The organism is Shewanella sp. 433 (assembly GCF_059338565.1).
In genome coordinates this window covers 2,282,709-2,306,513 of sequence record NZ_CM181703.1, presented here as the reverse complement: position 1 = coordinate 2,306,513, position 23,805 = coordinate 2,282,709, and the positions used below count along the sequence as shown (strand labels likewise).

Below are 23,805 nucleotides of genomic sequence, written 5' to 3'. Positions count from 1 at the left end.
CATTAAAGAGATAACAGCAGGACTTCAACCTTTGCCTAAAGCCCGCGTGATATAACGTGCTAAACGTATTAATAGCCAATTACCCATGTGTTCTATACAGCTTAATTTAGGTCAAACGCCGCCAGAGTTAATCACGTTAGCGGATAAATTGCAGCTAAAGGGTTAATATTGACAAAGATTGTTACAAAAAACCTACTCAATCTACAGCCTATAATCAATGCCTTACAGTGGCTATCAGGCCTACCCCCTTTGTCGATACAGCCCTTTGTTGATATGGCCACATTATTGCTATAGATCGCAAAATTGATTCTGCCAGTACACTTGAGTGTCAGGTCAGAATCAGGCTCAGCTTTATTTAAGGCTCTAGCTGACCCAAAGCCCAATTGTAATAAAGAGCTATTCAATTAAATGCTTTTGATTAAATACTATTTAATCAAAAGCGATTCAATCAAGCTTATTGCAATAAAAACCCTATTGATAAAGCACTTGCAGTGCGATACATGATGACTGCAGTAGCCAAGCGCACTAGCCTAAATGTTGCTGGCACCAGGCTTTCACGTCGGCAAACGGATAAGACTCTAGCACGGCAAAATTAGGATCGCGGCGTAATTTAAGTTTGGTAAATAAAGGCGTGGGTAAACCACATAAGGCACGGGCTAACATATTGGCATCGGCTCGATCGCCTAATAGGCGCAGCAATCCGTCACACAGCGCTGCAAAAGGTTTGCTCGCAAGTGGCGTCAATCTGGTGTTATGGGGTAACACGGCCGCACCTTGTATACATACCGAGCAATGACCACAGTCTTGCGTCAACTGTTCATCGGCAAAATAGGCTGACAATCTGCGGGTTAAGCAATGGTCACTGCCTAGCATATCAACCATGGCTTGGATCCGCGTAATCTCACTTTGCTCTTTACGTAAAAACTGCAGATGTAATTTCTCAACTAAAGCATCAATATTTTGATCAAACTCAAGCAGTTGATAAACCTCGGTCATTTGCTTAGTTTGCAATTCTATCAAGCCTTTCTCTTCAAAATAATTGATAGCAGATACTGCCCGGCTTCGGTCACTCGGATAATGCCGATTCAGCGCATTAAAATCGATGGTATACCAAATTCTGGCTTTATTAGCACTAGAGAGCAATGCGTGCACAAATGCCTGACGCTCACCGCTAAAGCGTGCAATAAGCTCGTCTTCACTGCACAACAACTTAAAACGGTATTCGGCGTAATAGCTAAAAGCGGGTTTGATCACCTCAAGCATCTCTAAATACACCAATAAGGTTTTTAAGCTTAACAGGCGCACATTAGATTGCATTGAGAGAGTATTGAGCATCACTTCCCATTGTGACGACTGTTGTTTGGCTTGTACGATTTCATGTAACACAGAAGCGATACCTTGTTTATCGGGCGTATCCCCATACACAAAGTTTTGTAACACATTAAGGTTATCGGTGTTGGCAAGGACTAAGCAGTCAGATGGTAAGCCATCGCGTCCGGCTCGTCCTATCTCTTGAGCATAGTTTTCTATCGATTTAGGCAGATCATAATGCACTACAAATCGTATATCTTGTTTATCGACCCCCATACCAAAGGCGATGGTCGCCACAATGATCGGGCAATTTCCGGCCATAAAATCACGTTGTATGGCTTGACGAACATCGCTCTCCATACCCGCATGATAAGCCTTAGCCGCTATATTGGCGCGATTAAGTGCACTGGCCACCTGCTCAGCACTTTGCTGTAAGGTGACATAGACAATGCCGTGCTGAGCCTGACGAGGTCGTAGCCAGTCAATCAATGTCGCTAGCTTATCTTTGCCGCTCACCCCTTTCACATTAAGGTGTAAATTAGCACGATAAAATCCGGTTAGCGCAATATCACCACGGGGAATGTTAAATTTAGCCCCCATATCCTCAATCACTTGTGGTGTGGCTGTTGCCGTTAACAACAAGGTTTGAGGAATGCCAAGATCATGTTGGTATTGAGGTAGTTTTAAATAATCGGGCCTAAAATTGTGCCCCCACTCTGAAATACAGTGGGCTTCATCGACCACCAGAAATGAGATGGGCACATTAGCGATAAATTGCCGAAAGCGTTCATTGTTAAACCGCTCAACAGAGATCATTAAAATCTTAATCTGCCCTTGGCGGATCCCTGCCATAACCGCTTGGGTTTGTTCATGGGTTTGGGTGGAGTCAATACTTGCAGCCGCGATGCCTTTTTGATGCAAAAAAGCCAGTTGATCTTGGATCAAGGCCAATAAAGGTGACACCACAATGGTTAAATGCGGTAACGCTAACGCGGGTAATTGATAGCATAAAGACTTACCCGAGCCTGTGGGGAAAATAGCCGCTGCACTGCGACCAGCCATAATGGTTTCAACCACTTGCTGCTGACCTGGGCGAAACGTAGCGAAACCAAAATACTGTTGTAAAAGTTGCTGCACAATAAAAGCCTATGACTGAGAAGCCCTAAAGGAGGCCAGTCTGCCTAGCCTATCTTGAATTGGCAAGTATCGCTGCGTATATCAATAAGAACCCGCTAAGGGGTCAGTGCAAACTTAGCCACTATGGGGTTGTGATCTGACGCCTTAGTCTTAAATGACTCGGCTTCAAGTAACGTTAAGCCGCGGTAATAAAGGTGATCCAACGGTAAGCCAAAGACTCTGTGCCTATGATCAATATGATACTTAGCTTCTTTCAATTTAAGCCGCTCAGTAAGCTGAGCGACAACGCGTAACCGCCCCTCTCGCCAAGTATTAAAGTCACCGGCAAGCACCACCGGCCCTTGGTGTAGCGCTACTTTTTTAATGATCTGCTCCCACTGAGCTTGGTAAGTATCAAGGCGCCAATCAAAATTCACCCCATGTAAATTAATCACCAATAAAGATTGATCATTCGACAGCCGATATTGAGCAATTAAGGTCGATTTAGCAAAGCGGATAAGCGGTTCTCGGGCTTGAAAAGCACAGGCTTCATAGGCCGATTGCCAAGAGAGGTTCATCACTCCCATGGGCACATTCAACCACTTAAACCCTTTTGCCATCACTACATGTTGTTGCTGTTGTTGTAAATAGCCGGCAAAACGCCGCGTTAAACGCGCCTCTTGTAATAGTACTAACTCGCTTTGAGACGTCAGTTGTTGCAACACAGCCTGCCATTGCGGTTTTTGTTGTTTATAAATATTCCATACCGCAATATTGAGTAAGCCCTCTCTGTCTAATGCCTCTGACGAAGCGGCATGCTGGCATTGTGACACAAACATCGGCTCAACTTGGCTCATCATCACCTCGGCACTTCCATTAAGCTGCTGCACGACAACAACATAACACAATGGCAATAGAAGCATTATGGCCCCTAAGCCTACTTTTACTCGTGTTGAAACCAATCACTTTCCTTACTTAAGCCTATAATTCACTCGAATTTGTGTGTATAGCTACGTTTTATTATGATTAATCAGTACAATCAAGCATAGCGTGCTCCATTACAACAACCAAGGCTAAGTGCCACACAATTATGGAAAATTTTTATCAAATACTGACCATTGCGGGTGTACTGCTCTATTGGTTAACACTGGGAGCGGTGGCTGTACGTGTAGTGATTAAACGCCGCACCATTGGGGTGTCATTTTCTTGGTTACTGGTTATCTACTTTCTTCCCTTTATCGGTATTGTTGCTTACATGCTGTTTGGCGAGTTGCACTTAGGGAAATCAAGGGCCAGCCGGTCTAAGGCGATGTTTAGGCCCTACGGCCAGTGGTTTGCCAAACTGTACCAGCATCCTCAACACCAACCACACTGTCAAAGTCACTACGGTGTTTCGATTAGTAAATTGTGTGACAGCCAACTGGCTATTCCCTCTCTAAGCGGCAACAACCTGTTGCTACAACATACGCCAGAGCAGATCTTAAACTCAATCATTGCCGATATCGATGCCGCCCAACAGAGCGTCATCATGGAGTTTTATATTTGGCATCCAGGTGGTAAAGCCGACAATGTGGCCCAAGCCCTGATCAGCGCAGCCCTTAGAGGAGTGAAGATAAAGCTGCTGCTTGATGCTGCCGGTAGCCGCCAATTTTTCAAATCCAAATGGCCAAGTCAACTACGCAGTCATGGCATTCAAGTCGTCGGCGCATTAGCTGTGAGTCCACTGAGAATGTTCTTTCGGCGTCTGGATTTACGTCTGCATCGAAAAATTGTGGTTATCGATAATACCATTGCTTATACCGGCTCAATGAACCTCATCGATCCGCAATACTTTAAGCAAACTCAAGGTGTGGGCCAATGGATTGATGTCATGGTACGTATCACAGGGCCCGTGGTGCCAGTTGTCAGCGCAGTGAGCGCGTGGGACTGGGAAGTGGAAACCAACCAGCGCGAGTTGCCTCAGCAACCTATTGATGGGCATTTATTGCCCTGTTCAACCTCTCTGGTACAAGTGATCCCATCGGGGCCGGGGATGCCAGAAGAGGTGATCCATCAAGTGTTGCTGCAAAGTCTTTATGAAGCTCGACGCAAAATTGTTATCACCACCCCCTACTTTGTGCCCAGTGAAAACTTACTCGACGCATTGGCTACCGCCGCTCACCGCGGCGTCGATGTGAATATTATCATTCCACGTAAAAACGACTCCACCATGGTGAAATGGGCCAGTCGCTCTTTCTTTGGTGAGTTGCTTAAAGCGGGGGTTAAAATTCATCGATTTCATGGCGGTCTACTACACACCAAATCGGTAATGATCGATGATGAACACTGCCTTATCGGCACAGTTAACATGGATATGCGCAGTTTATGGCTTAATTTTGAACTCACGCTTGCTGTTGATGATGTCGTTTTTGCCGCTAAATTAGCCCAATTACAACAGCAATATATTGATAATGCTGAGCAGCTCAATTTAACTCGCTGGCAAAATAGAGCGCTTTATAAACGCTTTATTGAACACCTATTTTATCTGTTTAGTCCCTTGTTATGATATGGGGGCGTTACATCCATTATCCGATGAATAGCCTAGCTAAGAACCTTTAAAAATGCTCATATCTGCACTTTCATTAGTTAATTTCAGGCAAAAAAATACCTGCTCATTGCAGGTATTTTTAACAGTAAAACTAATAAGAATTTAGTTTTGTTTTCTGACAAACTGCGATTTCAACATCATTTGACCATTGCCATCAACTTTACAGTCGATATCGTGATCACCATCGACGAAACGATTAATGACAGCTTTAGTACCGACTTTAAGTACCAGTGAAGAGCCTTTCACTTTAAGATCTTTGATCAACGTGACCTTATCACCTTCGGCCAATAGGTTACCCACAGCATCTTTTAAGATGATGGCATCTGGATCAACGATCTCTTCGTTGGGATTCCATTCATTCGCACACTCAGGGCAGATCAATAGCGTGCCATCTGAATACGCATAAGGAGACTCACATTTTGGGCATGGTGGGATTATATCGCTCATCACTAATTCTCTTTAATTTACAAAATATAACAGTCAAAGCTTTATCTATAGCAATAATCGCCTCGCATACATGATGCCTTTGACGTTCGCTCTGACCAAAAATGATAATAGTATTATAATAAAATTATCATGTTTCAGCTAGCCAACTTTGGTGACAATGCTGTAAAACTAAATTAGCTTCTCACTTTGGGATTATGAATCGGCTTTTGTTGACCATAGCTCACATCATACTGCTCAAGGTAGCCACGAATAAGCTGGCGCACCACTTGCGATGGGGTTAAATCTTGAGACGCGCAAAGCTGCTCAAAAGCTTGTTTCTTGGCGGGATCGAGTAATACGGTAAATCGCGCTGTTTTATTTTCCATTGAGAGTAGACCTACACCTAAACATTATCATCTGATTATAATCAATCCCCCCTTGAATGCCTACCATTGCAATAAGTTGACTCTAAAAAGACAACTATTCAGACGAGTTAATCAGTAATGTATATTGACATCGCGTCTACAAGCTTGAATGACCGATTCAGATAGATCGGAGGCACTAAAAGAGCTAGGTGTGGCTAGGGAGCCAATAGGTCGATAGCGAGCAGAACAGGAAGATATTCGAACAAGAAAAGGTAAAGAGAAAGTGGTGAAAATTACGAAAAGGCACCAAACAAAAACGGGAACCAGTAAGTTACTGATTCCCGTTCTTTTAATTTGGCGGTGAGAGAGGGAGTCGAACCCTCGATACGTTACCGTATACACACTTTCCAGGCGTGCTCCTTCGGCCACTCGGACATCTCACCGTATCATCAACTTTATCGGATCCTTAGGATTCGATGCGGCTAACGGAGCGACACTTTACGCAAATCACTAAACAGGGTCAAGCAATAAAACAACAGCGTCAAGCATTTGCATAATAGTTCACCAGTTCCCCTATTTCCCTGTCCTATTCTGGTCAGGCTCTGGTTAAAATATCTAAGATCTGTTCTGTAGGGCACAAAATGATGCATATGCAAATCATCAGATGAAAACCTAAATCGCCCGCCCTACTCACTAGCAAGTGAGTTACTTAAATTTACTTACGAGTTGTGACATCGCACTGACATCGTTAAGTAAGGCTTCATTAAGTTGACTGAGCTTATCGGATACATCATGGGTGTTACGATAAATCTCACTTATCTTCATCGCATTTTGATTCACCTCTTCAGAGACTGCCGACTGTTGATGTGTTGCCGCGGCGATCTGTTCGTTCATGCTATCGATGACACTGACCTCACGCACAATACGCACTAATTCTTCACCTGCGCGGCGAGACTCCACAACACTGGTTTCAGCTCGCGCCTTGCCCGCTTCCATCGTTTTTACCGCTAGGCGAGCGCCTCGCTCTAGGCGCTCTGTCATGCTGCGAATATCTTCTGTCGAACTCTGTGCCCGTTGAGCCAGACTTCTGACTTCATCGGCCACCACAGCAAACCCACGGCCCATCTCACCAGCACGAGCCGCTTCAATAGCGGCATTAAGTGCCAATAAATTGGTTTGCTCGGCGATGCCACTGATCACGCTAAGCACATCGACAATCCCTTTAATATCTTTATCAAGGTGATTAATGGCGAGCGCCGCTTCATCAATTTCAATCGCCAACTGATTGATAGACTGAGCCGTACGTTCCACCTCCTGACTACCCTCTTGGGCTTCTTTATTGGCTTTTGCAGACGCTTCTGATGCTTGCACCGCATTTTGAGCAATCTCTTGCACCGTGGCACTCATCTGCGTCATTGCAGAAGCAACTTGATCCACTTCACTATGACCTTGAGTGACATCTTCGCGCATATTACGCGCGTAGCCCTCCATCTCTTGACAAGCATCGAGCAAGCCTTTGGTATTAGTGCGCACCGAACCGATAACCGTATCAAAATCAGCCATCATATGGTTAAACGCTTGCCCCAACTGCGCAATCTCATCACGTCCAACAATATCGACCCTTACGCTCAAGTCAAAATGTTGCTGCGATTCGGTCACTTTATTATATAGGCTGCGTAGTGAGCCATGTAGATAACGGCCAATAAGCAATGACAACAAAATCACGATTAAACCAGAGGTCAGCATCAACACGATGGCGCTGATCATCAAGGTGGTGGCTTGAGTCAAAGCACTACGAGTATCGGCAAGCAGATCGCTAGATAAACGCTGTTCAAATTGCCGAAGGGCTTCTATTCTCGCGGTCGACTTGGCAAACCATTGAGGTGAGCTGTTGGCTTGTAATTGCTGTGGGTCTTGGCTAAATGCAATGCTACGTAACTGGTTAACCTCGGTAAATACTGAAGAGTTAGCAAGTTGTTGATACGCCATTTTAACTTTAGGTGTCGCCAATGCCAAAAAGCGCTCTTTATAAGTATTTTGCTCTGATACTAGTGTCGCAAATTTAAGAAACATATTGGGCTTAAAACTGGGGTTACCAAACGTGGCACTCAATACGGCTCGTTCGATACCAGCACGCTCCTTCATCTGCAAATAGGCAGCGAAACTAGCAGATTGAATGGCAATAGCGCGGCTATCCCCCTGCTGACTGGCGTGGTCGACAATCGCTAATAATGCCGTATTGAGGTCGCTATAATACTGCACCTCCTCTGCCACACTAATGGTCTGTTGATCGATACGGCGGCGCACCTCATCGAGTTGACTCAGCATACTGTTAACGCTGTTCATCTGAGTTGCAAAATCAGGTGGGATCGCATGGTTTAAGGTAAAGGATCTAAATGTATCAACTTGTTGATCGCTTAGCTGACGTTGACTAGGCAACTTATCGGCAAATGCTTGACCTTTTGATCCAAGAAATCCGGCGCTCATGCCGCGCTCTTTTTGCAATTCATGGACTAAATTACTGTTCACTTGTGAAAACTCAGCCAGAGTTTCTATTTGACTCAGTCCTTGTTGCATTTGGTATTGGCCATAAACAACGTATAAGCCAAAAAATAATGCCCCAAGAATAGGTGGCACTATCACCAGTAATAGCTTGTTTTTAATTGAAAGATTACTTATCCATTGCATATTCATGATTGGTTACCCATAACACCGCATTTTTTAAGCCATTGTATTGTCATTTGAGTAAGACGCTCCGTAATATTATCTCGTCAATCACTGCATAGCGCCTGGGTTTGTAAACACTAGCATGACATTTAAATGTCAGTAAAACATCAGCGACAGGCGCACCAAATGGGACTGTTTTTAGCACTTCAATCAAGCAAGCACAATTAGTCTCTGGTCTAGTACTGCGCCGAATTAGAGCAAATTTAAACATAAAAAAAGCGCCTTTAATGGCGCTTTATTTGCTTAATAATCAAGTTTGCTCAGCGGTTGGATAATTAACTGCCTTATCGACCATTTTTAAACGGCAACTTATGCCGTTAAGCATTACCCTTAATTTGCATATTTAACGTTTTGGCAAAGTCGAGCATCCTGTCCAAGGGCAACAGCGCCCTTTGACGCAATGACTCATCGACAAATATCTCATGTTGTGCGCTGTCACTGTCACTTAACGCTGCCTCAATGGCTTGTAGGCCGTTCATCGCCATCCAAGGACAATGAGCACAGCTTCGGCACGTTGCTCCGTTACCACCAGTGGGCGCCTCAATTAATGTCTTGTTAGGTGCAGCTTGCTGCATCTTATAGAAAATGCCTTTATCGGTTGCCACAATAAAAGTGTCGTTATCCATTGATTGTGCAGCTTTAATCAGCTGGCTGGTTGAGCCCACCGCATCGGCTAACTCGACCACACTGGCGGGTGACTCTGGATGAACTAACACGGCTGCATTTGGGTGCAGTGCTTTAAGCTCGCGCAAGGCCTTGGCCTTAAATTCATCATGGACAATACACTCACCTTGCCACATCAACATCTCGGCGCCAGTTTGCTTGGCAATGTAACTGCCTAAGTGTCTGTCTGGACCCCAGATGATTTTTTTACCTTCGCTATCTAGATGCTCGACAATTTCCAGTGCAATGCTAGATGTGACCACCCAATCGGCGCGGGCTTTGACCGCTGCAGACGTATTGGCATAAACCACGACAGTATGATCAGGATGAGCATCGCAAAAAGCACTGAAGGTTTCGATAGGACAACCGACATCCAATGAGCAAGTTGCATCTAGGGTAGGCATTAACACGGTTTTTTCTGGGCTCAAGATTTTTGAGGTTTCGCCCATAAATTTAACCCCAGCTACAATCAATGTCTTAGCCGGATGATCACGCCCAAAACGCGCCATTTCAAGTGAGTCAGATACACAACCGCCAGTCTCCTCAGCTAATGCCTGGATCTCTGGATCGGTATAATAGTGGGCCACTAATACCGCGTCCTTTTCTTTTAAAAGCTGCTTAATACGCGCCTTATGATGCTGTTTTTGCTCATCATTTAGCGGAATAGGTTTAGCGGGAAATGGATATTGAATGTTTGCAATACTTGGAGCTAACTGACTCATGCTTAAACCAAAAGTAGTGGATTAATTTGCGTTATTATACTTAATTCGGGCCAAAGATTAATAGCATTAAAAAAAAAGAGCGCTAGGCGCTCTTTTTCAAAAAAACCTTTTGTTAATGCATGGCCAGCAGCATCTCTTGAGGCTGCTCAAGATACTGTTTCCACAAGTTACAGAAGCGCGCAATCGTACCGCCATCGATAACGCGATGATCACCCGACCAACTGACTTGCATGATCCTACGGGCCTCCACCTCGCCCTGCGCATTAAAGCGCGGCAACGTTTGCAGTTTACCCAGCGCCACAATCGCTACCTCAGGTTTATTAATAATAGGCGTTGCGACGGTGCCGCCTAATGCACCAATATTAGAGATAGAAATGGTGCCACCTTTAAGATCCTGCGGGCTCACCCTGCCACTTCTCGCATCTTTAGTTAACCGAGTGATCTCACTGGCCACGTCAAGAATCGATTTAAGCTGCACATCTTTCACATTAGGCACCAATAAACCCACTTTCGAGTCGACCGCCATGCCTATATTGTGCGAAGCAAAGAAAGTCTGCTCGGTGCAGTCGTCATTCACGCGGCTATTAATATCGGGGAATTGACTTAAGGCCAGCGACATCGCTTTCATAAAAAACGGCATCATAGTGAGTTTTAACTCATCGCTAGAATAACGCTGCTTCAACGATTCGCGCAGGGCAACTAACTCAGTTAAGTCTAACTCTTCACAATAGGTGAAATGCGGTATGGTCGATACCGACTCCATCATCATCTTCGCCATCACGGCGCGAACGCCACGAATAGGTTCGACTCGCTCAGGTAGATGGCTCACAGGTGTGGCGATCTGCTCGGCGCTGCTGGCAGCTTTAGCCGCTTTGGCTTTAACCGCTTCGCCACCACGATAACGCTCGACATCTTCTTTATAGACGCGGCCATGTTTGCCTGTACCAGGCACTTTGGCTAAATCAATATCATAACTGCGCGCCAAACGTCTTACCGCTGGGCTGGCGAGTGCTTTACCATTGCTTGGTAATGTCCCCTCGACGTCTAAGGTGTCATTATCTGTCGCCGCATTATGAGCACTAGCGGCATGCGATGGCGACATAGCTTGAACTGCAGGCGCCGACTCCACCTCCACTTCGATAGCAAATAGCGGTGAATGCACTTGAGCCAGTTGGCCTTTGCGATAATGCAGTTTGACAACCTTGCCACTTTTTATGGCTGGAATTTGCACCAGTGCTTTGTCGGTCATGACATCGGCAATGGGTTGGTCTTCAACCACCATGTCGCCTTCTTTGACTAACCAATCCACTAATTCACATTCGACAATCCCCTCGCCAATATCAGGCAGTAAAAACTCTTCAATGGCGGTGCCCACTGCGCTTGTGCTGGCATTATCTTGCGATGAATTATTTTGAACGCTAGCTGAGTTAACGGCCGCTTCCTCCGATGATTCAGTCTCAGCAATATCATCCAGCTCCACCGAGTAGAGTGGTGCATGCACTTTCGCGACATCGCCTTTTTTGTAATGAAGTTTTTTGATAATACCTGCATGGGGTGCGGGAATTTGCACTAAGGCTTTGTCGGTCATGACATCGGCAATGGGTTGGTCTTCAACCACCATGTCGCCTTCGCTTACCAACCATTCGACCAGTTCGCACTCAACGACCCCTTCACCTATATCGGGTAAAATAAATTCTTTAATCATGCCTGCGCTCCTAATATTTCATCGATGCTTTGATCGCTTCAAACGTTTTGAGCGCATCTGGCATATATTCTTTTTCGTGCACCAAGGGGTAAGGCGTATCTAGGCCACACACTCGGCTAATAGGAGATTCAAGATACAAGAAACACTCTTCTTGAATCGTGGCAGCAATTTCACCAGCGAAACCACCGGTTAATGGCGCTTCGTGATTGATGAGCAAGCGACCGGTTTTCTTAACTGACGCCGCGACGGTCTCAACATCCCATGGGGCAAGTGTACGTAAATCGATGATTTCGCATGAAATGCCCTTTTTGGCTGCCATCGAAGCTGCATTTTCGATGATCTCCATCTGCGCCCCCCAAGCCAGTAAGGTGATATCGGTGCCCTCTTTAACCACTTCAGCTTTACCTAGCTCTATCTCATAGGCGCCTTCAGGGACTTCACCGACACTGGCGCGGTACAAGCGTTTAGGCTCGAAAAACACCACAGGGTTGTTGTCGCGAATAGACGCTAATAATAACCCTTTAGCCTGATAGGCATTTCGTGGCACAACCACTTTTAAGCCTGCGGTTTGAGTGAAATAAGCTTCAGGTGATTGCGAATGATAATGACCACCAGCGATACCTCCGCCATAAGGAGTGCGGTAAGTGATGCCACCGACGTTGAATTCGTTACCACTGCGATACCTAAACTTGGCCGACTCGTTGACGATTTGGTCAATGGCAGGAAAGATATAATCGGCAAACTGAATTTCGGCAATCGCGGTCATGCCGTTTGAGGCTAAACCGTTAGCAAAACCGGCAATGCCTTGCTCGGTCAGTGGGGTGTTAAAACAGCGATCGCGGCCAAATTTTTCCTGTAAGCCTGAGGTGGCACGAAATACGCCACCAAAGTGGCCTACATCTTCACCAAACAATACCGTTTTTTCGTCGGTTTCCATTGCAATGGTTAAGGCATCATTGATGGCTTGTAACATATTGATCTTTGCCACGATTTAGACTCTCCCTGCGCTATTTGGATAGGACTCTGGATATTTTTTAATATGTTGTTTAAGATTTTTGAGTTGCTGTTCGAGACGCGGCGTTGGCGTGTCATACACATCGGTTATCAGTTCATCTATGGTCACGACAGGCAGCTTTTCAGCCACTTTAACCGAGGCTAACACCTCTTGACGATATTTGTCATACAGTGCGCTGTCATCGCTTTCGGTTAGCCAACCTTTATTGATCATCCACAATTTAAAACGCTGCACGGGATCATGCTGTTGCCACTTCGCCTCTTCCTCTTTGGAGCGATAGCCAGAGGGATCATCAGACGATGAATGTGCGCCTAAGCGATAGGTCATCGCTTCAATGAGTACTGGCGCATTATGCTCTAGCGCATAGGCTCTGGCTTGCTGGGTAGCGGCAAGCACAGCTAACATGTCGTTACCATCTACGCGTATGGTGTGCATACCATAGCCCACCCCTCGGCTAGCAATACCATTGCCGGCAAACTGCTCACTGGTCGGCGTTGAGATGGCATAGCCGTTGTTACGACAGAAAAAAATCGTCGGCGACTTGAGCACGGCGGCCATATTCAATCCGGCGTGAAAATCTCCTTCAGAGGCGGCACCTTCACCGAAATAACAGATAGCAACATTACGTTTACCCTGCATTTTAAGGCTATAACCGACCCCAGTGGCTTGTGGTATTTGCGTCGCCAGTGGCGATGAAATGGTTTGATAATGTAAGGCACTGCTACCATAGTGAATCGGCATTTGACGGCCTTTGCCCAGATCTTTTTCATTACTGAACATCTGGTTCATAAACTGCTCGGTGGTAAATCCACGGTAACGCAGCGCGGCATGCTCACGGTATTGCGCTAAGATAACATCTTCATCATCGAGCGCCGCGACGCTGCCAACGATAGAGGCTTCTTCACCGGTGCAAGTCATGTAGAAGCTGATGCGGCCCTGACGCTGTGCACCTAACATACGTTCGTCGAGTACTCGGGTGAATACGCACGTGTCATGAATTTTTTCAGCTAAGGCTTGGTCAATCACAGGTAATACCGCTTCTTCAAACGTGGTGCCGTCTGCTTGAAGGATCTTTAACATCGGGATTGACAGCGAATCCTTATCAAGAAAGCTGACCCTATGGACAGTTTCTGTCGTGCTCTTAGTGTTGCTCATACTATTCTCTTATCAGCTGAGTTTTCTTGTTATTTATTTGCCAGCGATTAAGCGTAACACTTAATCACTGGCCATTATTATGCTTCACACGTGAGGTTTAAATTACGTTAACGTAAACTGCCTATCAAGCCCAACATGTTTAAAGGGGATAACTAGCATCTAACATTGATGTATATATAGCTTTACAATCCTTAGCGCGCTAAGGCTTTAGTCAACCCGATAATCCGCTGCGGGCACCAAACAGAGCACCGTTCTTTGCCCAACGGGCACATTGGCATTAGGAAACACGATAGACTCGAATGCAGCATCGACCTTAACCTCTGCCCCCCCCTCTTTAGCTAACACATAACCTTTAGGAAACGCGGTAAAGTTCTCCACGTCATTGGCAAACGTAAACTCAAAATCATCATAACCCTTATTGATAGAGCGATTAACTTGATAGAGGTTTAGCTGGCTAGGATCGAATGCAGGTAATGCCAAAGGCTCACCTTTAATTAATTGAATTAGCATTGTTTTGAGCGCAATAAAGCGTGTCATATCATTTTGGCCCATCGGCATAACCTTGCCAAGTTCGATAGTAAACGCATGGGCTTGATAATTATGAGCAGAAAAATAACTAAAGGTGGTGGTTGGCTCATGGTGAAATAACACTGTTTTAATACCACAAGCGGCTAAAAACATCAGTTGTTCACCACTATAAGGCGCACCTTGACGGTAGGGATAAATGGCAAATTTTTCATGCTTGGAGCCGCGAATAGCGGTGTGTAGGTCGTAGTGATATCGCGGCGAGTTAGGCTGACCGCCAGTAAAGAAGCGATCGACATAACGTTCAAGCTTCTTGGCTCTCACACGCTCGGCGTTGATGAGTCCTTGCCCACTGGAGTGCGCCCCACTAAAAAGCCGGTTAAGGTTTTCTTCGACAAAACGGGTGCCATTTAAAATAGCCGCAGGGTTACCAATTAAAAAGAGTAACCTTTGCTGCGTGATGATTTGACCGCTGAGCAACTGAGTGATCAGCGTGTTACACAGTTCAATGGGCGCGGTTTCATTACCGTGTATGGCACTGGACAATACAATATTTTTGACTGGTGCATCGCCGCAAGATAAAGGCTCAAATGCAATCACGCCGGTATCCCAAACATGTACGCGGGTATGTTCACCTATGGTAAAGGTCAACGGCTCTGGGATAGATTTTGGATTTGCGAGGGTAAATTGCAAAAAGTCATTCGACAGATTTAGTGCTTGTGGCACACAAAACTCCTTACATTATTCATACCTTACAGATCATGTTGATCTGCTGTAATAGGCATGACTCCTTGGATTTATTAGTATTATGTTTATCAAGGGCTGATAGTACCATTTAACGGATCAGACAGCCATTTGTCACCACACAATAACTCAGTAACCGATAAATTAAGCTTGCATTCTCATTCAAGCCACCACACAATAAAGCCATCTAGACGTCTATTTTAGTTGTAAGGTGATGCTAAGCGCTTCATCCTCTACCGGTGAATAGGCATATCAATTAAAAGTCATGAGGTGTACAGATGGCTATAGCCACATTTGGTGCTGGTTGTTTTTGGGGTGTTGAGTACTTTTTCAGACAAATTGAAGGGGTGACAGCAGCAAGCTGTGGTTATATGGGCGGTGACGATAAGCGCACCACTTACGAGCAAGTCAAACAAGGTAATAGCGGTCACGCTGAAGTGGTTCAAGTTGAATATGACGAACACCAAGTTAGTTACCAACAACTGTTAGCCGTATTTTGGTCTAATCACAACCCGACCATGCTCAACATGCAAGGCGGTGACGTAGGCCATCAATATCGCAGCGCGATCTTTTTTTACGATCAGCAGCAAAAAGCGGCCGCTGAGCAATCGAAACTTGCCTTAGCGCGAAGCGGAAAATGGGGGGAGCGCCAAATTGTCACAGAAATCGTGCCAGCGATGCCGTTTCACCGCGCCGAAGAGTATCACCAAAACTACTTAGAAAAGAATAATCTACCCAGTTGTCACTTGACCTATTAAGCAGCCGTTAATCGCAGTATTTAGCCTGCTCTGCTGTTCTTAGAGCCACTTTCAGTAAGTTACTCTTGATCGGAGCAGCGAGATAATACGTTTGTTTTATCCAAAAAAAGCGGCTGCTAACCTATTAGGTTATTAGCCGCTTTTTGGTCTCACCTGTAAGGCAATTCAATCAGTTATCCATCATGGCCATTTATGTAACGGCCTAACCTATACTGCAGCCTACCTAATGTTAGGATCACGCAGGCTAACTAAGCCTTAGTTGCGCCCTGCACCAGCAAAAGCTAGAGGAGAGTTATCACTAGGCCGTTATTTTGGCAATGATGGTTTGCTCTGCCGGTAACAAGGCTTGCATCGATGCACGCGCCTTAACCCGTAAATATAAGGCACTCAAATATGGCCAGCGCGCCGCATCTATCGTCTCACCAGCGTGCTCCATATTCACCATCTGACAACTGAAAGCCAGATCGGCTAAGGTGAGCTTTCCCGCGACAAAATAATCATTACCCGCTAACTGCTGTTCGAGGTAATCGAAATGGCTCGGTAATTTTTCTGTCAGCGTTAATTGCACAGCGGCTTCGTCACACTCTTTACCCATGCTTTTTTGGATAATGCGTTGTGAAAAAACGCTAAAGGTGGTTAATGGTGCCAGCTCATCATCGGCATATTTAGCTAACCAGCGCACTCGCGCATTTTGCTCGGCATTGTCGCCGAGCAAGCTTGTTGCTTGCGGATATTGCTCTTCAAGGTATTGGCAGATCACACTCGAATCTGCCAAGGTGAAATCACCATCTTTAATAGCAGGAATACGGTTAAGCGGGCTTATCTCTTTATACCAAGACGGCTGATCAAACGGCGAAATTATCTCTAATTGATAATCCAGCGCCTTTTCGGCCAAGCACAAACATACTTTACGCACAAAAGGCGATAGCGGCACACCATAGACTATCAGACTCATCGTAAACCCTCAGTTAATTTAGAATTAGTTAATTTAAAAACGAGCCATGCTATACACCTTAAGCTACGAACACAAGGCCCAGTAATCACATCGGCTTCACCACTAAAATAACAAACAGCCATATCTTTTGGTGCATCTTCAAATTGGATGGGAGACGCCTTAATCCTAAACCGTATAACGCCGCATTAAAGTGTAAGATCCCCACAAAGGTACGCCAAACGGCACTGCTACAACAATAATAAAGGGTCTTAGGTACACGTTTGAGTTTAGCCAGAGAGCGGCATAAAACCTCCTGATTTCATGCTCAATCAAAGCTTAGTCGGAGGCTAATGTCTATGTCATTAACTATGGATATCGGTTTTTTATGTGGAATGGGATCCCACGCCACTATTTAAAACGAAGCTTAAAAATGATTAAAGTAAAGAGTAAAATCCGAGCTGAGTGGCCGTCATAATAGATTAACACTGACTAGCGCTAGCTAAATAGGCCTAACAACCTGAGGTGACTTGCTCATAATTTGGCGTTTTATAATGCTCTTGGCTGAAACCATACTTGAGATAACATTTAGAATCGACCATCTCTTGTATGCTAGTTGCGCCAAACGCCGGCGCACCTCTTGGGGTGAAATAGGCTTGAGCATAAACGCCAGAAGAAGCTAACACTGTCCAGTCAGCTTCATCAATGTTCATGACTTGATAGATATTCCACTTGGTTGCCTGGATACGACCATAATGCAGGCTGACCTTTTTGCCATTGATGATCAGTGATGAATCCACTTGATTATGGATATCGTTGAAAGCCAGCTCTTCCTTACCTTCGAGTGCGGCTTTAGAAAATACCAATTTATTAGCGGTTTTCAATTCGCCCTCCATATCTTGAATCTCTACGATTAAGACCTCACTTGTCACGCCAATAAATTTAGGAACAGCGACCACGGCTAAAATGCCAAGAACAATGATCACAACAACAAGCTCAATAAGGGTAAATCCTGATGGTTTCATAATAAGACTCATTTTAGGTGGCATTATTAACTAGGGTGTTAGGTTACTACGGCGTTATCGATAAGTTTAAATTGATTTTAGTTGATTTTAGATAATTTTACCTAAGCAAAAAGGTATCTAGGAAACCAGTGGCGATTCACAGTTTGCAAACGGAAAAGTCTTATCTTTACTGGGTGCGCTATCTCATCAGCTATAGCCAAGTTCAACGAGCATTAAGAGTCGCCACAAAACAGGCTCAGGTGGGTAAGCGAGTCACAGCCCATGCTTTCAGGCATTCGTTCGCGACTCAACTTCTACAACATGGAACAGATATAAGAACCATACAAGAACAGCTTGGACATAAAGATCTTAAAACCATCCAGATTTATACTCATGCAGCGGGTATCAACCAAACCGGCATCGTCAGCCCACTGGACAGATAAAACCTAAATCTTGTCATTAGGATCGAACTGAAATTTTGCCTTGTTTAAAATTTAAAGTTAACCCTAGGGTCAAGTCGCTATCATAAGCGAGTACAAGTAGTGGTCGTACAAATAGCAAAAAACCCGTTATCTTTCGATAAGGCCTTTTGTTTTAATGTGGTAAAGAGATAGCTGACTTTAAACAATAGGAACCCGAGGGTTCAAGTCGCTATCTTTAACTAGTAATAATAGCGGAAGTACAAATAGTGATAGTACAAACAGCAAAAGCCCGTTACCTTTCGATAAGGCCTTTTGTTTTAATGTGGCGAAGAGATAGCTGACTTTAAACAATAGGAACCCTAGGGTTCAAGTCACTATCATAAGCGAGTACAAGTAGTGGTCGTACAAACAGCAAAAAGCCCGTTATCTTTCGATAACGGGCTTTTTGTTTTAATGTGGCGGAGAGATAGGGATTTGAACCCTAGATGGGCTATAAACCCATGCCGGTTTTCAAGACCGGTGCATTCGACCACTCTGCCATCTCTCCGAACGCCGCGAATAATATAGCGCGCTTTAATCGATGTAAAGTAAAAATGGTATTCGCGGCATCAACTGCTTAACTAACCATCAACTAAGGGGCATCACTGACTTTCAACTATGTTTAAAGAACATGATGGCCCTGAATGATCAATGCGATTAACTTTCGTCGCTGTTAATACCAACGCGAGAGTTATCGGGTGTTGCCAGTTCTTTACTCAACTTTTTTCTTAATTCGCCCCAGCTATTTAAACGGCGCATTTTATATCCAACCAGCACACCTAGCGACGATACCACAATCGCAATAGCTATGGTCACTTCGGCATGTATTGCCCATATCGCAACAATTGATGATGCACCAAACGCTAAGCTTATCTGCAAAAAGTTCTGTAAACCTGCCGCCTTCGCTGAAGCTTGCTTAAAGACCTGCAGCGCACAATTAACCACAATAGGATAACAAGCACCATTAGCCGCCGCTAATACCGAAAAGATGCTCAACAAAGGCCAAATGGTGTCGGCCTGCATCACTAAGGTGCTAAAGGCGATCCCAGCAACACACATGCCAAACAGTAACAATAAAATAGTTAAGGTCTGCTCAGTACCGATTTTGCGAATAAGCACTTTGCTCATGTAACCTCCCACAATAAACATGACTGTTTGAGGTATAAAGCTCAGGCCAATTTCAGTGGCTTGGTAACCGTGTTGTTCCATGGTGATTGGCCACAGCGTCAGATACGAGAAAAACGCCGCAGAGCAAGCCCCAAATATTAATACGTTACCCAGGTATTGTGGGCTCTTAAGCATATCAAGATAACTCACCCCCACCTTTGTAGGTGCTGCAGCGTTACTTTCAACTCGCTCCGATTTAACCCACATAATGGTTGCCAACATCAACAGCACTGTGAGGCCAGTCAATAGCATAAATATACTGCGCCATTCACTATGCTCTAATACATACGCACCTAGTATTGGCGCTAACGCAGGTGAGAGTGCCACCAAAGGCATAATATTACTGAACATTTTTTGTGCTTCAGTCGCTTCATATTTATCGATAACGATGGCTTGCCAAATCACGGCAGCGCTGCAGGCACCAATGGCCTGGAAGAAGCGGCCAAGATTGAACAGCCACATAGTATCACTCACCGCAACCATATAACTGGCACAACCAAACACCATTAAGCCAAATAGCAAGCTGTTACGCTTACCAAAACGCTGCACCAATGGCCCATATAATAATTGACCGATAGCCAAACCAGCTAAGAAAAAGGTCAATGAACTTGCCACATGGCTGGGGGGCGCTCCAAATGTTGCTTCAATTGCTTTGAAAGCAGGTAAATACATATCAGTTGCAACAAAACCCAACATACTCAGCAACGCAAGATAGATAAAAAACAGCAATTTTCCGCATTTATTCATAAAATTCATACATTCACACTAGTAACAAAATAACGAGTCGCGGAGTGTAGATACTTGCTTATTGGTTGTGAAGCGTTTATTTTTGCTTACAGGTTTGAAAAATTCTCACAGCAAGGACCCAAGAGTATGCTTTCAGAACAATCTATGAAACTGATCGACATGGTGGCCCGCGCGGGTAGCTTTACCGCCGCAGCCAATAAGCTGCATAAAGTGCCTTCTGCTGTGAGTTACGCCGTTAAGCAAGTAGAAGATGAGTTAGGCGTGGTGCTGTTTGAACGTCACCATCGCAGTGTTAGCTTAACGCCGGCCGGCGAGCACTTTGTTAAACAGGCTCGCCAAGTGCTCACCAAAATCGAAGACCTAAAAGACAATACTAAACGCGTGGCTAATGGTTGGCAGCCGACATTATCTATCGCGCTAGATAATATTGTCAGGGCGGATAAGATCAGTGTGTTGATTGCCGATTTTTATCGCCATTTCGACAATGTCGAGCTGATCATTCGCATCGAAGTGTTTAATGGTGTTTGGGAGTCTATCGCCACAGGTCGCAGCGACATTGCCATTGGCGCAACGACTGCCATCCCTGTTGGGGGCGATTATCGTTTTAAAGATATGGGCCATATCGATTGGACCTTCTTGGTCAGTAAACATCATCCATTAGCTGCAATAGACCGCCCTTTACTTGACGATGAACTCAAGGCCTACCCTGCCATTTGCCTTGAAGATACCTCACGAGAGATCCCCAAACGCATGACTTGGTTGCTTGAAAATCAGCGCCGCTTAGTCGTTCCCGATTGGATACGTGCAATTAACTGCTTCCGTGAAGGTTTAGGTATAGGTTATATGCCCAAACATTTTGCAGCACCTTTTATTCAGGCGGGCGCGCTTATCGAAAAACAGTTAGAGAGGCCCAAAGCCCCTAGTCCTTGCTGCTTAGCCTGGAACGATGCCAATATGTCTCCGGCCATGGCGTGGGTATTGGATTACTTAGGCGACAGTGAAAAATTGCAACGAGATTGGTTTCATTAATCATTTAGCATCAACCAATTAGTATTAATCAGCGACTAGCGCTTTTACCTCAGCGCTGGCTCAGGTATGATTTACCCATGGACATTGACTAGCGTAAAATTCTATTCACCTAATGGAACTGTTGAATATGAATGAACTCAAATAATCATTGGACACTTTTACCATTGAGTCACACTGATTAAGCAATAACGCTAAGCAAAAGTTATTTCGGGTCACTGGAGAAAAAGATGACACAAGAAACACTGTACGCAGGACATGCTTCGACAGAAGTTGTTAATAAACTGCTTAAAAATACCTATATGCTATTGTCGATGACACTCGCATTCTCTGCATTATGTGCAGGCCTCGCCATGGCGATGCAGATTGGGCCTATGATGTCTTTGGGATTATCCCTTGGCGGATTGGTACTGCTATTTGTCACATTAAGAAAAGCTGAATCTGCTGCAGGGCTTTTTTGGGTGTTTGCTTTTACAGGCATGGAAGGTGCGTCTTTAGGTTATATGCTTAACCACTATGCGGGCATGGCGAACGGACCTCAGTTGATCATGCAGGCTTTAGGCTTAACCTCAGTAGTGTTTATCGCTCTGTCTGGTTATGCACTAACCACTAAAAAAGATTTTTCATTCATGCGTGGCTTTTTAATTGCCGGTTTGGTGATTGCCATCGTTGCGGGTATCGCCAATATCTTTATTGGCAGCGGTACCGTATTTATGGCGCTTAACGCGGGTGTCGCATTACTGATGACAGGGTTCATTTTATATGACACCAGCCGCATCGTTAACGGCGGTGAAACCAATTATATCCGTGCGACTATCTCGCTATACTTGGATTTCTTAAACCTATTTATCTCTATTCTGCACTTAATGGGGATCGGTAACGACGATTAATTTACCGCTTAATCACCTCCCCCTTGAAGGACTGCAGCGTCTGTTTGGGGTATAGGGATAAATTACGATAGAATAGCTCCCAATTATGGGAGCTTTTTTTGCTCTATTATTGGGAATATTGATCTTCATGAGTAAAATGTTAATTCAAGTCAATCAACCCGCCTACGGTCAAAATACCAGTTTTCAAGCATTGTGCTTTGCCAAAGCGGCTATCGCTGAAGGTCATGAAATAGTGCGGGTATTCTTTTATCAAGATGGCGTATTATCAACCAATGGTTTAAATAGTCCCGCATCTGACGAATTCGACCTCACTAAGGCTTGGATAGCATTTGGCCAACAGCATAATGTCCCATTAATTAATTGCGTTTCTGCCGCATTAAGACGCGGCGTGTTATCGCAAACAGAAGCCAGCGAACAACAACTTGCCCATTGGAACTGTGATAGCCCTTTTGTTATGGGCGGTTTAGGTGAGTTGGTGACCGGTATAGAGCAGGCTGATAGAGTGGTCTGCTTTTAGTCTTGGTGCGATTAGCTCGATGCTAACGTTTCGATTTCTGCGTCTCTTTTAGGAACAAGATGAAAAAAATCACCGTTGTGTTTCGCCATGCACCTCATGGCAGTGCCAGTAGCCGTGAAGGGCTTGATTTTGCGCTGCTTAGCGCCAGTTTTGAACAACAAGTAACCTTAATATTTGTCGATGATGGTGTGCTCAATCTGCTGCCTAATCAACAGCCAGCGCAGATTGGATGCCGTGATTTTATTGCAACCTTTAAGGCTCTGCCTCTCTATGATATTGAGCAAGTGTTTATTTGCCATCAATCTTTACAGGATAGAGCACTCAACCTTGAGCACTGTGCGATAACGGTCGAACCACTAGAGCCCAAGGCGATAACCGCGCAATTACAGCTAGCCGATGAGGTGTTTGTATACTAATGATATTACATATTATTCAAACCGCGGATACCGCGCTAATCTCTTGTTTGCGCTATATGGCTGAGCAAGATACCCTGCTGCTGCGTGGCGATGCCGTCAACCTGTTACTGCAGACTCAATGGCAGCAAGCGGTAGCACAACGTAACGTACTGCTGTTGCAAGACGATGTTGAAGCTCGCGGACTTGGCGACCTGCTGGTCAATTATTCAGGTATTGCTCAACAAGCGTTTGTGCAACAAACATTGCTTCATTCAAAGGTGATAAGCTGGTGAACTACATACAATATCAAGCTGAAAAAATTGAAACAGATGCTCAAGGCTATCTTAAAAATGTCAACGATTGGCATGAGGAGTTGGCTAAGGTGATCGCCGCGGGTGAGAATATCGAACTCACGCCAGCCCATTGGGAGGTGATACATTTTGTGCGTAATTTTTATTTAGAATACAACACCAGCCCAGCGATACGTGTATTAGTTAAAGCTATTGGTCAGGCGCTCGGCGCCGAAAAAGGCAATTCAAAATACCTTTACACGCTATTTCCTGCTGGGCCAGCCAAGCAAGCGACGAAAGTAGCAGGCCTGCCAAAACCGGCAAAATGTATTTAAATTGAGTAGCGAGTCGACTACTCACCAATAAGCAATAGCACCTTGATTCAATACAAAAAAGCCTAGCATCGCTAGGCTTTTTTATTATAGGTTTTTTAATATCACCAAGACTGCTTTACCAAATGTAGCTAGCATAACGCCAACGAAAATACAGATAATGACTACATAGGTCAGCCACTGAAAAAAGTGCCTACCGTTATCCATTAAGCCTATGTTCTCTAAG

The 23,805-nt window shown here is 44.9% G+C and carries 22 protein-coding genes and 2 tRNA genes; 9 read left to right on the top strand and 15 right to left on the bottom strand.

Translation table 11 applies throughout. From position 1 onward, the window contains the following. Positions 1-525 precede the first annotated feature (525 nt). Positions 526-2,448: a RecQ family ATP-dependent DNA helicase gene (locus AC5YB1_RS10205; RefSeq protein WP_494519067.1), complete on the bottom strand. Its 1,923-nt coding sequence runs from the start codon at positions 2,446-2,448 to the stop codon at positions 526-528. A 95-nt stretch (positions 2,449-2,543) separates the two neighbouring features. Further along, positions 2,544-3,350, bottom strand: a complete 807-nt coding sequence (locus AC5YB1_RS10200) for an endonuclease/exonuclease/phosphatase family protein (protein WP_494519066.1) — start codon at positions 3,348-3,350, stop codon at positions 2,544-2,546. Positions 3,351-3,517: 167 nt separating this feature from the next. Between AC5YB1_RS10200 and cls the strand changes: the two genes are divergently transcribed. Then, positions 3,518-4,972, top strand: coding sequence for a cardiolipin synthase (cls, locus tag AC5YB1_RS10195; RefSeq protein ID WP_494519065.1), 1,455 nt, complete (start codon positions 3,518-3,520; stop codon positions 4,970-4,972). Between the two features lie 144 nt (positions 4,973-5,116). Here the strand turns inward: cls and AC5YB1_RS10190 are convergent, their stop codons facing one another. The 9 genes from AC5YB1_RS10190 to astE form a co-directional block, all read right to left on the bottom strand. Beyond that, positions 5,117-5,461, bottom strand: a complete 345-nt coding sequence (locus tag AC5YB1_RS10190; protein ID WP_110457673.1) for a zinc ribbon domain-containing protein YjdM — start codon at positions 5,459-5,461, stop codon at positions 5,117-5,119. Positions 5,462-5,634: 173 nt separating this feature from the next. Beyond that, entirely contained in the window at positions 5,635-5,826 is a 192-nt protein-coding gene (locus tag AC5YB1_RS10185) for a CopG family transcriptional regulator (protein WP_494519064.1), read from the bottom strand. 334 nt (positions 5,827-6,160) lie between these two features. Next, positions 6,161-6,248, bottom strand: a tRNA-Ser gene (locus AC5YB1_RS10180). Between the two features lie 262 nt (positions 6,249-6,510). Continuing rightward, complete coding sequence (locus AC5YB1_RS10175) at positions 6,511-8,499, bottom strand: methyl-accepting chemotaxis protein (RefSeq protein WP_494519063.1); 1,989 nt, start codon at positions 8,497-8,499, stop codon at positions 6,511-6,513. 350 nt (positions 8,500-8,849) lie between these two features. Next, complete coding sequence (nadA, locus tag AC5YB1_RS10170) at positions 8,850-9,917, bottom strand: quinolinate synthase NadA (RefSeq protein ID WP_494519062.1); 1,068 nt, start codon at positions 9,915-9,917, stop codon at positions 8,850-8,852. Between the two features lie 112 nt (positions 9,918-10,029). Continuing rightward, the gene (locus AC5YB1_RS10165) at positions 10,030-11,622 is read right to left on the bottom strand and encodes a dihydrolipoyllysine-residue acetyltransferase (RefSeq protein ID WP_494519061.1); all 1,593 of its coding nucleotides are present in this window, start codon (positions 11,620-11,622) and stop codon (positions 10,030-10,032) included. Between the two features lie 10 nt (positions 11,623-11,632). Continuing rightward, entirely contained in the window at positions 11,633-12,610 is a 978-nt protein-coding gene (locus AC5YB1_RS10160; protein ID WP_494519060.1) for an alpha-ketoacid dehydrogenase subunit beta, read from the bottom strand. A gap of 3 nt (positions 12,611-12,613) precedes the next feature. Beyond that, positions 12,614-13,792 carry a thiamine pyrophosphate-dependent dehydrogenase E1 component subunit alpha gene (locus AC5YB1_RS10155; RefSeq protein ID WP_494519059.1) on the bottom strand — a complete coding sequence of 393 codons (1,179 nt, stop codon included), beginning with the start codon at positions 13,790-13,792 and terminating at the stop codon, positions 12,614-12,616. Between the two features lie 207 nt (positions 13,793-13,999). Next, entirely contained in the window at positions 14,000-15,043 is a 1,044-nt protein-coding gene (gene astE, locus AC5YB1_RS10150) for a succinylglutamate desuccinylase (RefSeq protein WP_494519058.1), read from the bottom strand. A gap of 296 nt (positions 15,044-15,339) precedes the next feature. Here astE and msrA point away from each other — a divergent pair, with 296 nt between their 5' ends. Beyond that, a complete protein-coding gene (gene msrA / locus AC5YB1_RS10145) occupies positions 15,340-15,819 on the top strand; it encodes a peptide-methionine (S)-S-oxide reductase MsrA (RefSeq protein ID WP_494519057.1) in 480 nt (159 codons plus the stop codon). A gap of 298 nt (positions 15,820-16,117) precedes the next feature. On the opposite strand, the gene AC5YB1_RS10140 is transcribed toward msrA, so the two are convergent. Then, positions 16,118-16,774: a glutathione S-transferase family protein gene (locus AC5YB1_RS10140; protein ID WP_494519056.1), complete on the bottom strand. Its 657-nt coding sequence runs from the start codon at positions 16,772-16,774 to the stop codon at positions 16,118-16,120. A 488-nt stretch (positions 16,775-17,262) separates the two neighbouring features. After that, the gene (locus AC5YB1_RS10135) at positions 17,263-17,775 is read right to left on the bottom strand and encodes a type II secretion system protein (RefSeq protein WP_494519055.1); all 513 of its coding nucleotides are present in this window, start codon (positions 17,773-17,775) and stop codon (positions 17,263-17,265) included. A gap of 128 nt (positions 17,776-17,903) precedes the next feature. On the opposite strand from AC5YB1_RS10135, the gene AC5YB1_RS10130 reads away from it, so the two are divergent. Further along, the gene (locus tag AC5YB1_RS10130; RefSeq protein WP_494519054.1) at positions 17,904-18,197 is read left to right on the top strand and encodes a tyrosine-type recombinase/integrase; all 294 of its coding nucleotides are present in this window, start codon (positions 17,904-17,906) and stop codon (positions 18,195-18,197) included. A gap of 435 nt (positions 18,198-18,632) precedes the next feature. Here AC5YB1_RS10130 and AC5YB1_RS10125 read toward each other — a convergent pair. Both AC5YB1_RS10125 and punC read right to left on the bottom strand, forming a co-directional pair. After that, positions 18,633-18,723 (bottom strand) — tRNA-Ser (locus AC5YB1_RS10125). Positions 18,724-18,872: 149 nt separating this feature from the next. Further along, a complete protein-coding gene (gene punC / locus AC5YB1_RS10120) occupies positions 18,873-20,138 on the bottom strand; it encodes a purine nucleoside transporter PunC (RefSeq protein ID WP_494519053.1) in 1,266 nt (421 codons plus the stop codon). Positions 20,139-20,255: 117 nt separating this feature from the next. On the opposite strand from punC, the gene punR reads away from it, so the two are divergent. From punR to AC5YB1_RS10090, 6 genes are all read left to right on the top strand, one after another. Beyond that, on the top strand, positions 20,256-21,158 hold the full coding sequence (punR, locus tag AC5YB1_RS10115) for a DNA-binding transcriptional activator PunR (RefSeq protein WP_494519052.1): 903 nt from the start codon (positions 20,256-20,258) through the stop codon (positions 21,156-21,158). Between the two features lie 227 nt (positions 21,159-21,385). Next, positions 21,386-22,045, top strand: a complete 660-nt coding sequence (locus tag AC5YB1_RS10110) for a Bax inhibitor-1/YccA family protein (protein WP_494519051.1) — start codon at positions 21,386-21,388, stop codon at positions 22,043-22,045. 127 nt (positions 22,046-22,172) lie between these two features. Continuing rightward, entirely contained in the window at positions 22,173-22,562 is a 390-nt protein-coding gene (gene tusD, locus AC5YB1_RS10105) for a sulfurtransferase complex subunit TusD (protein WP_494519050.1), read from the top strand. Between the two features lie 59 nt (positions 22,563-22,621). Further along, entirely contained in the window at positions 22,622-22,978 is a 357-nt protein-coding gene (gene tusC / locus AC5YB1_RS10100; RefSeq protein WP_494519049.1) for a sulfurtransferase complex subunit TusC, read from the top strand. After that, complete coding sequence (tusB, locus tag AC5YB1_RS10095; protein ID WP_494519048.1) at positions 22,978-23,250, top strand: sulfurtransferase complex subunit TusB; 273 nt, start codon at positions 22,978-22,980, stop codon at positions 23,248-23,250. The genes tusC and tusB overlap by 1 nt, the downstream gene beginning before the upstream one ends. Next, a complete protein-coding gene (locus AC5YB1_RS10090) occupies positions 23,247-23,582 on the top strand; it encodes a TusE/DsrC/DsvC family sulfur relay protein (protein WP_494519047.1) in 336 nt (111 codons plus the stop codon). Before tusB ends, AC5YB1_RS10090 begins: the two co-directional genes overlap by 4 nt. Positions 23,583-23,805 lie beyond the last annotated feature (223 nt).

Excerpts from the sequence above, each read along its gene's own strand:
- AC5YB1_RS10175 (WP_494519063.1), bottom strand. The coding sequence starts at position 8,499 with ATGAATATGCAATGGATAAGTAATCTTTCAATTAAAAACAAGCTATTA.
- tusC (WP_494519049.1), top strand. The coding sequence starts at position 22,622 with ATGAAAAAAATCACCGTTGTGTTTCGCCATGCACCTCATGGCAGTGCC.
- AC5YB1_RS10110 (WP_494519051.1), top strand. The coding sequence starts at position 21,386 with ATGACACAAGAAACACTGTACGCAGGACATGCTTCGACAGAAGTTGTT.
- msrA (WP_494519057.1), top strand. The coding sequence starts at position 15,340 with ATGGCTATAGCCACATTTGGTGCTGGTTGTTTTTGGGGTGTTGAGTAC.
- AC5YB1_RS10140 (WP_494519056.1), bottom strand. The coding sequence starts at position 16,774 with ATGAGTCTGATAGTCTATGGTGTGCCGCTATCGCCTTTTGTGCGTAAA.
- AC5YB1_RS10200 (WP_494519066.1), bottom strand. The coding sequence starts at position 3,350 with ATGCTTCTATTGCCATTGTGTTATGTTGTTGTCGTGCAGCAGCTTAAT.
- punC (WP_494519053.1), bottom strand. The coding sequence starts at position 20,138 with ATGAATTTTATGAATAAATGCGGAAAATTGCTGTTTTTTATCTATCTT.
- AC5YB1_RS10155 (WP_494519059.1), bottom strand. The coding sequence starts at position 13,792 with ATGAGCAACACTAAGAGCACGACAGAAACTGTCCATAGGGTCAGCTTT.
- tusB (WP_494519048.1), top strand. The coding sequence starts at position 22,978 with ATGATATTACATATTATTCAAACCGCGGATACCGCGCTAATCTCTTGT.
- punR (WP_494519052.1), top strand. The coding sequence starts at position 20,256 with ATGCTTTCAGAACAATCTATGAAACTGATCGACATGGTGGCCCGCGCG.
- tusD (WP_494519050.1), top strand. The coding sequence starts at position 22,173 with ATGAGTAAAATGTTAATTCAAGTCAATCAACCCGCCTACGGTCAAAAT.
- AC5YB1_RS10190 (WP_110457673.1), bottom strand. The coding sequence starts at position 5,461 with ATGAGCGATATAATCCCACCATGCCCAAAATGTGAGTCTCCTTATGCG.
- nadA (WP_494519062.1), bottom strand. The coding sequence starts at position 9,917 with ATGAGTCAGTTAGCTCCAAGTATTGCAAACATTCAATATCCATTTCCC.
- cls (WP_494519065.1), top strand. The coding sequence starts at position 3,518 with ATGGAAAATTTTTATCAAATACTGACCATTGCGGGTGTACTGCTCTAT.
- AC5YB1_RS10165 (WP_494519061.1), bottom strand. The coding sequence starts at position 11,622 with ATGATTAAAGAATTTATTTTACCCGATATAGGTGAAGGGGTCGTTGAG.
- AC5YB1_RS10185 (WP_494519064.1), bottom strand. The coding sequence starts at position 5,826 with ATGGAAAATAAAACAGCGCGATTTACCGTATTACTCGATCCCGCCAAG.
- AC5YB1_RS10135 (WP_494519055.1), bottom strand. The coding sequence starts at position 17,775 with ATGAAACCATCAGGATTTACCCTTATTGAGCTTGTTGTTGTGATCATT.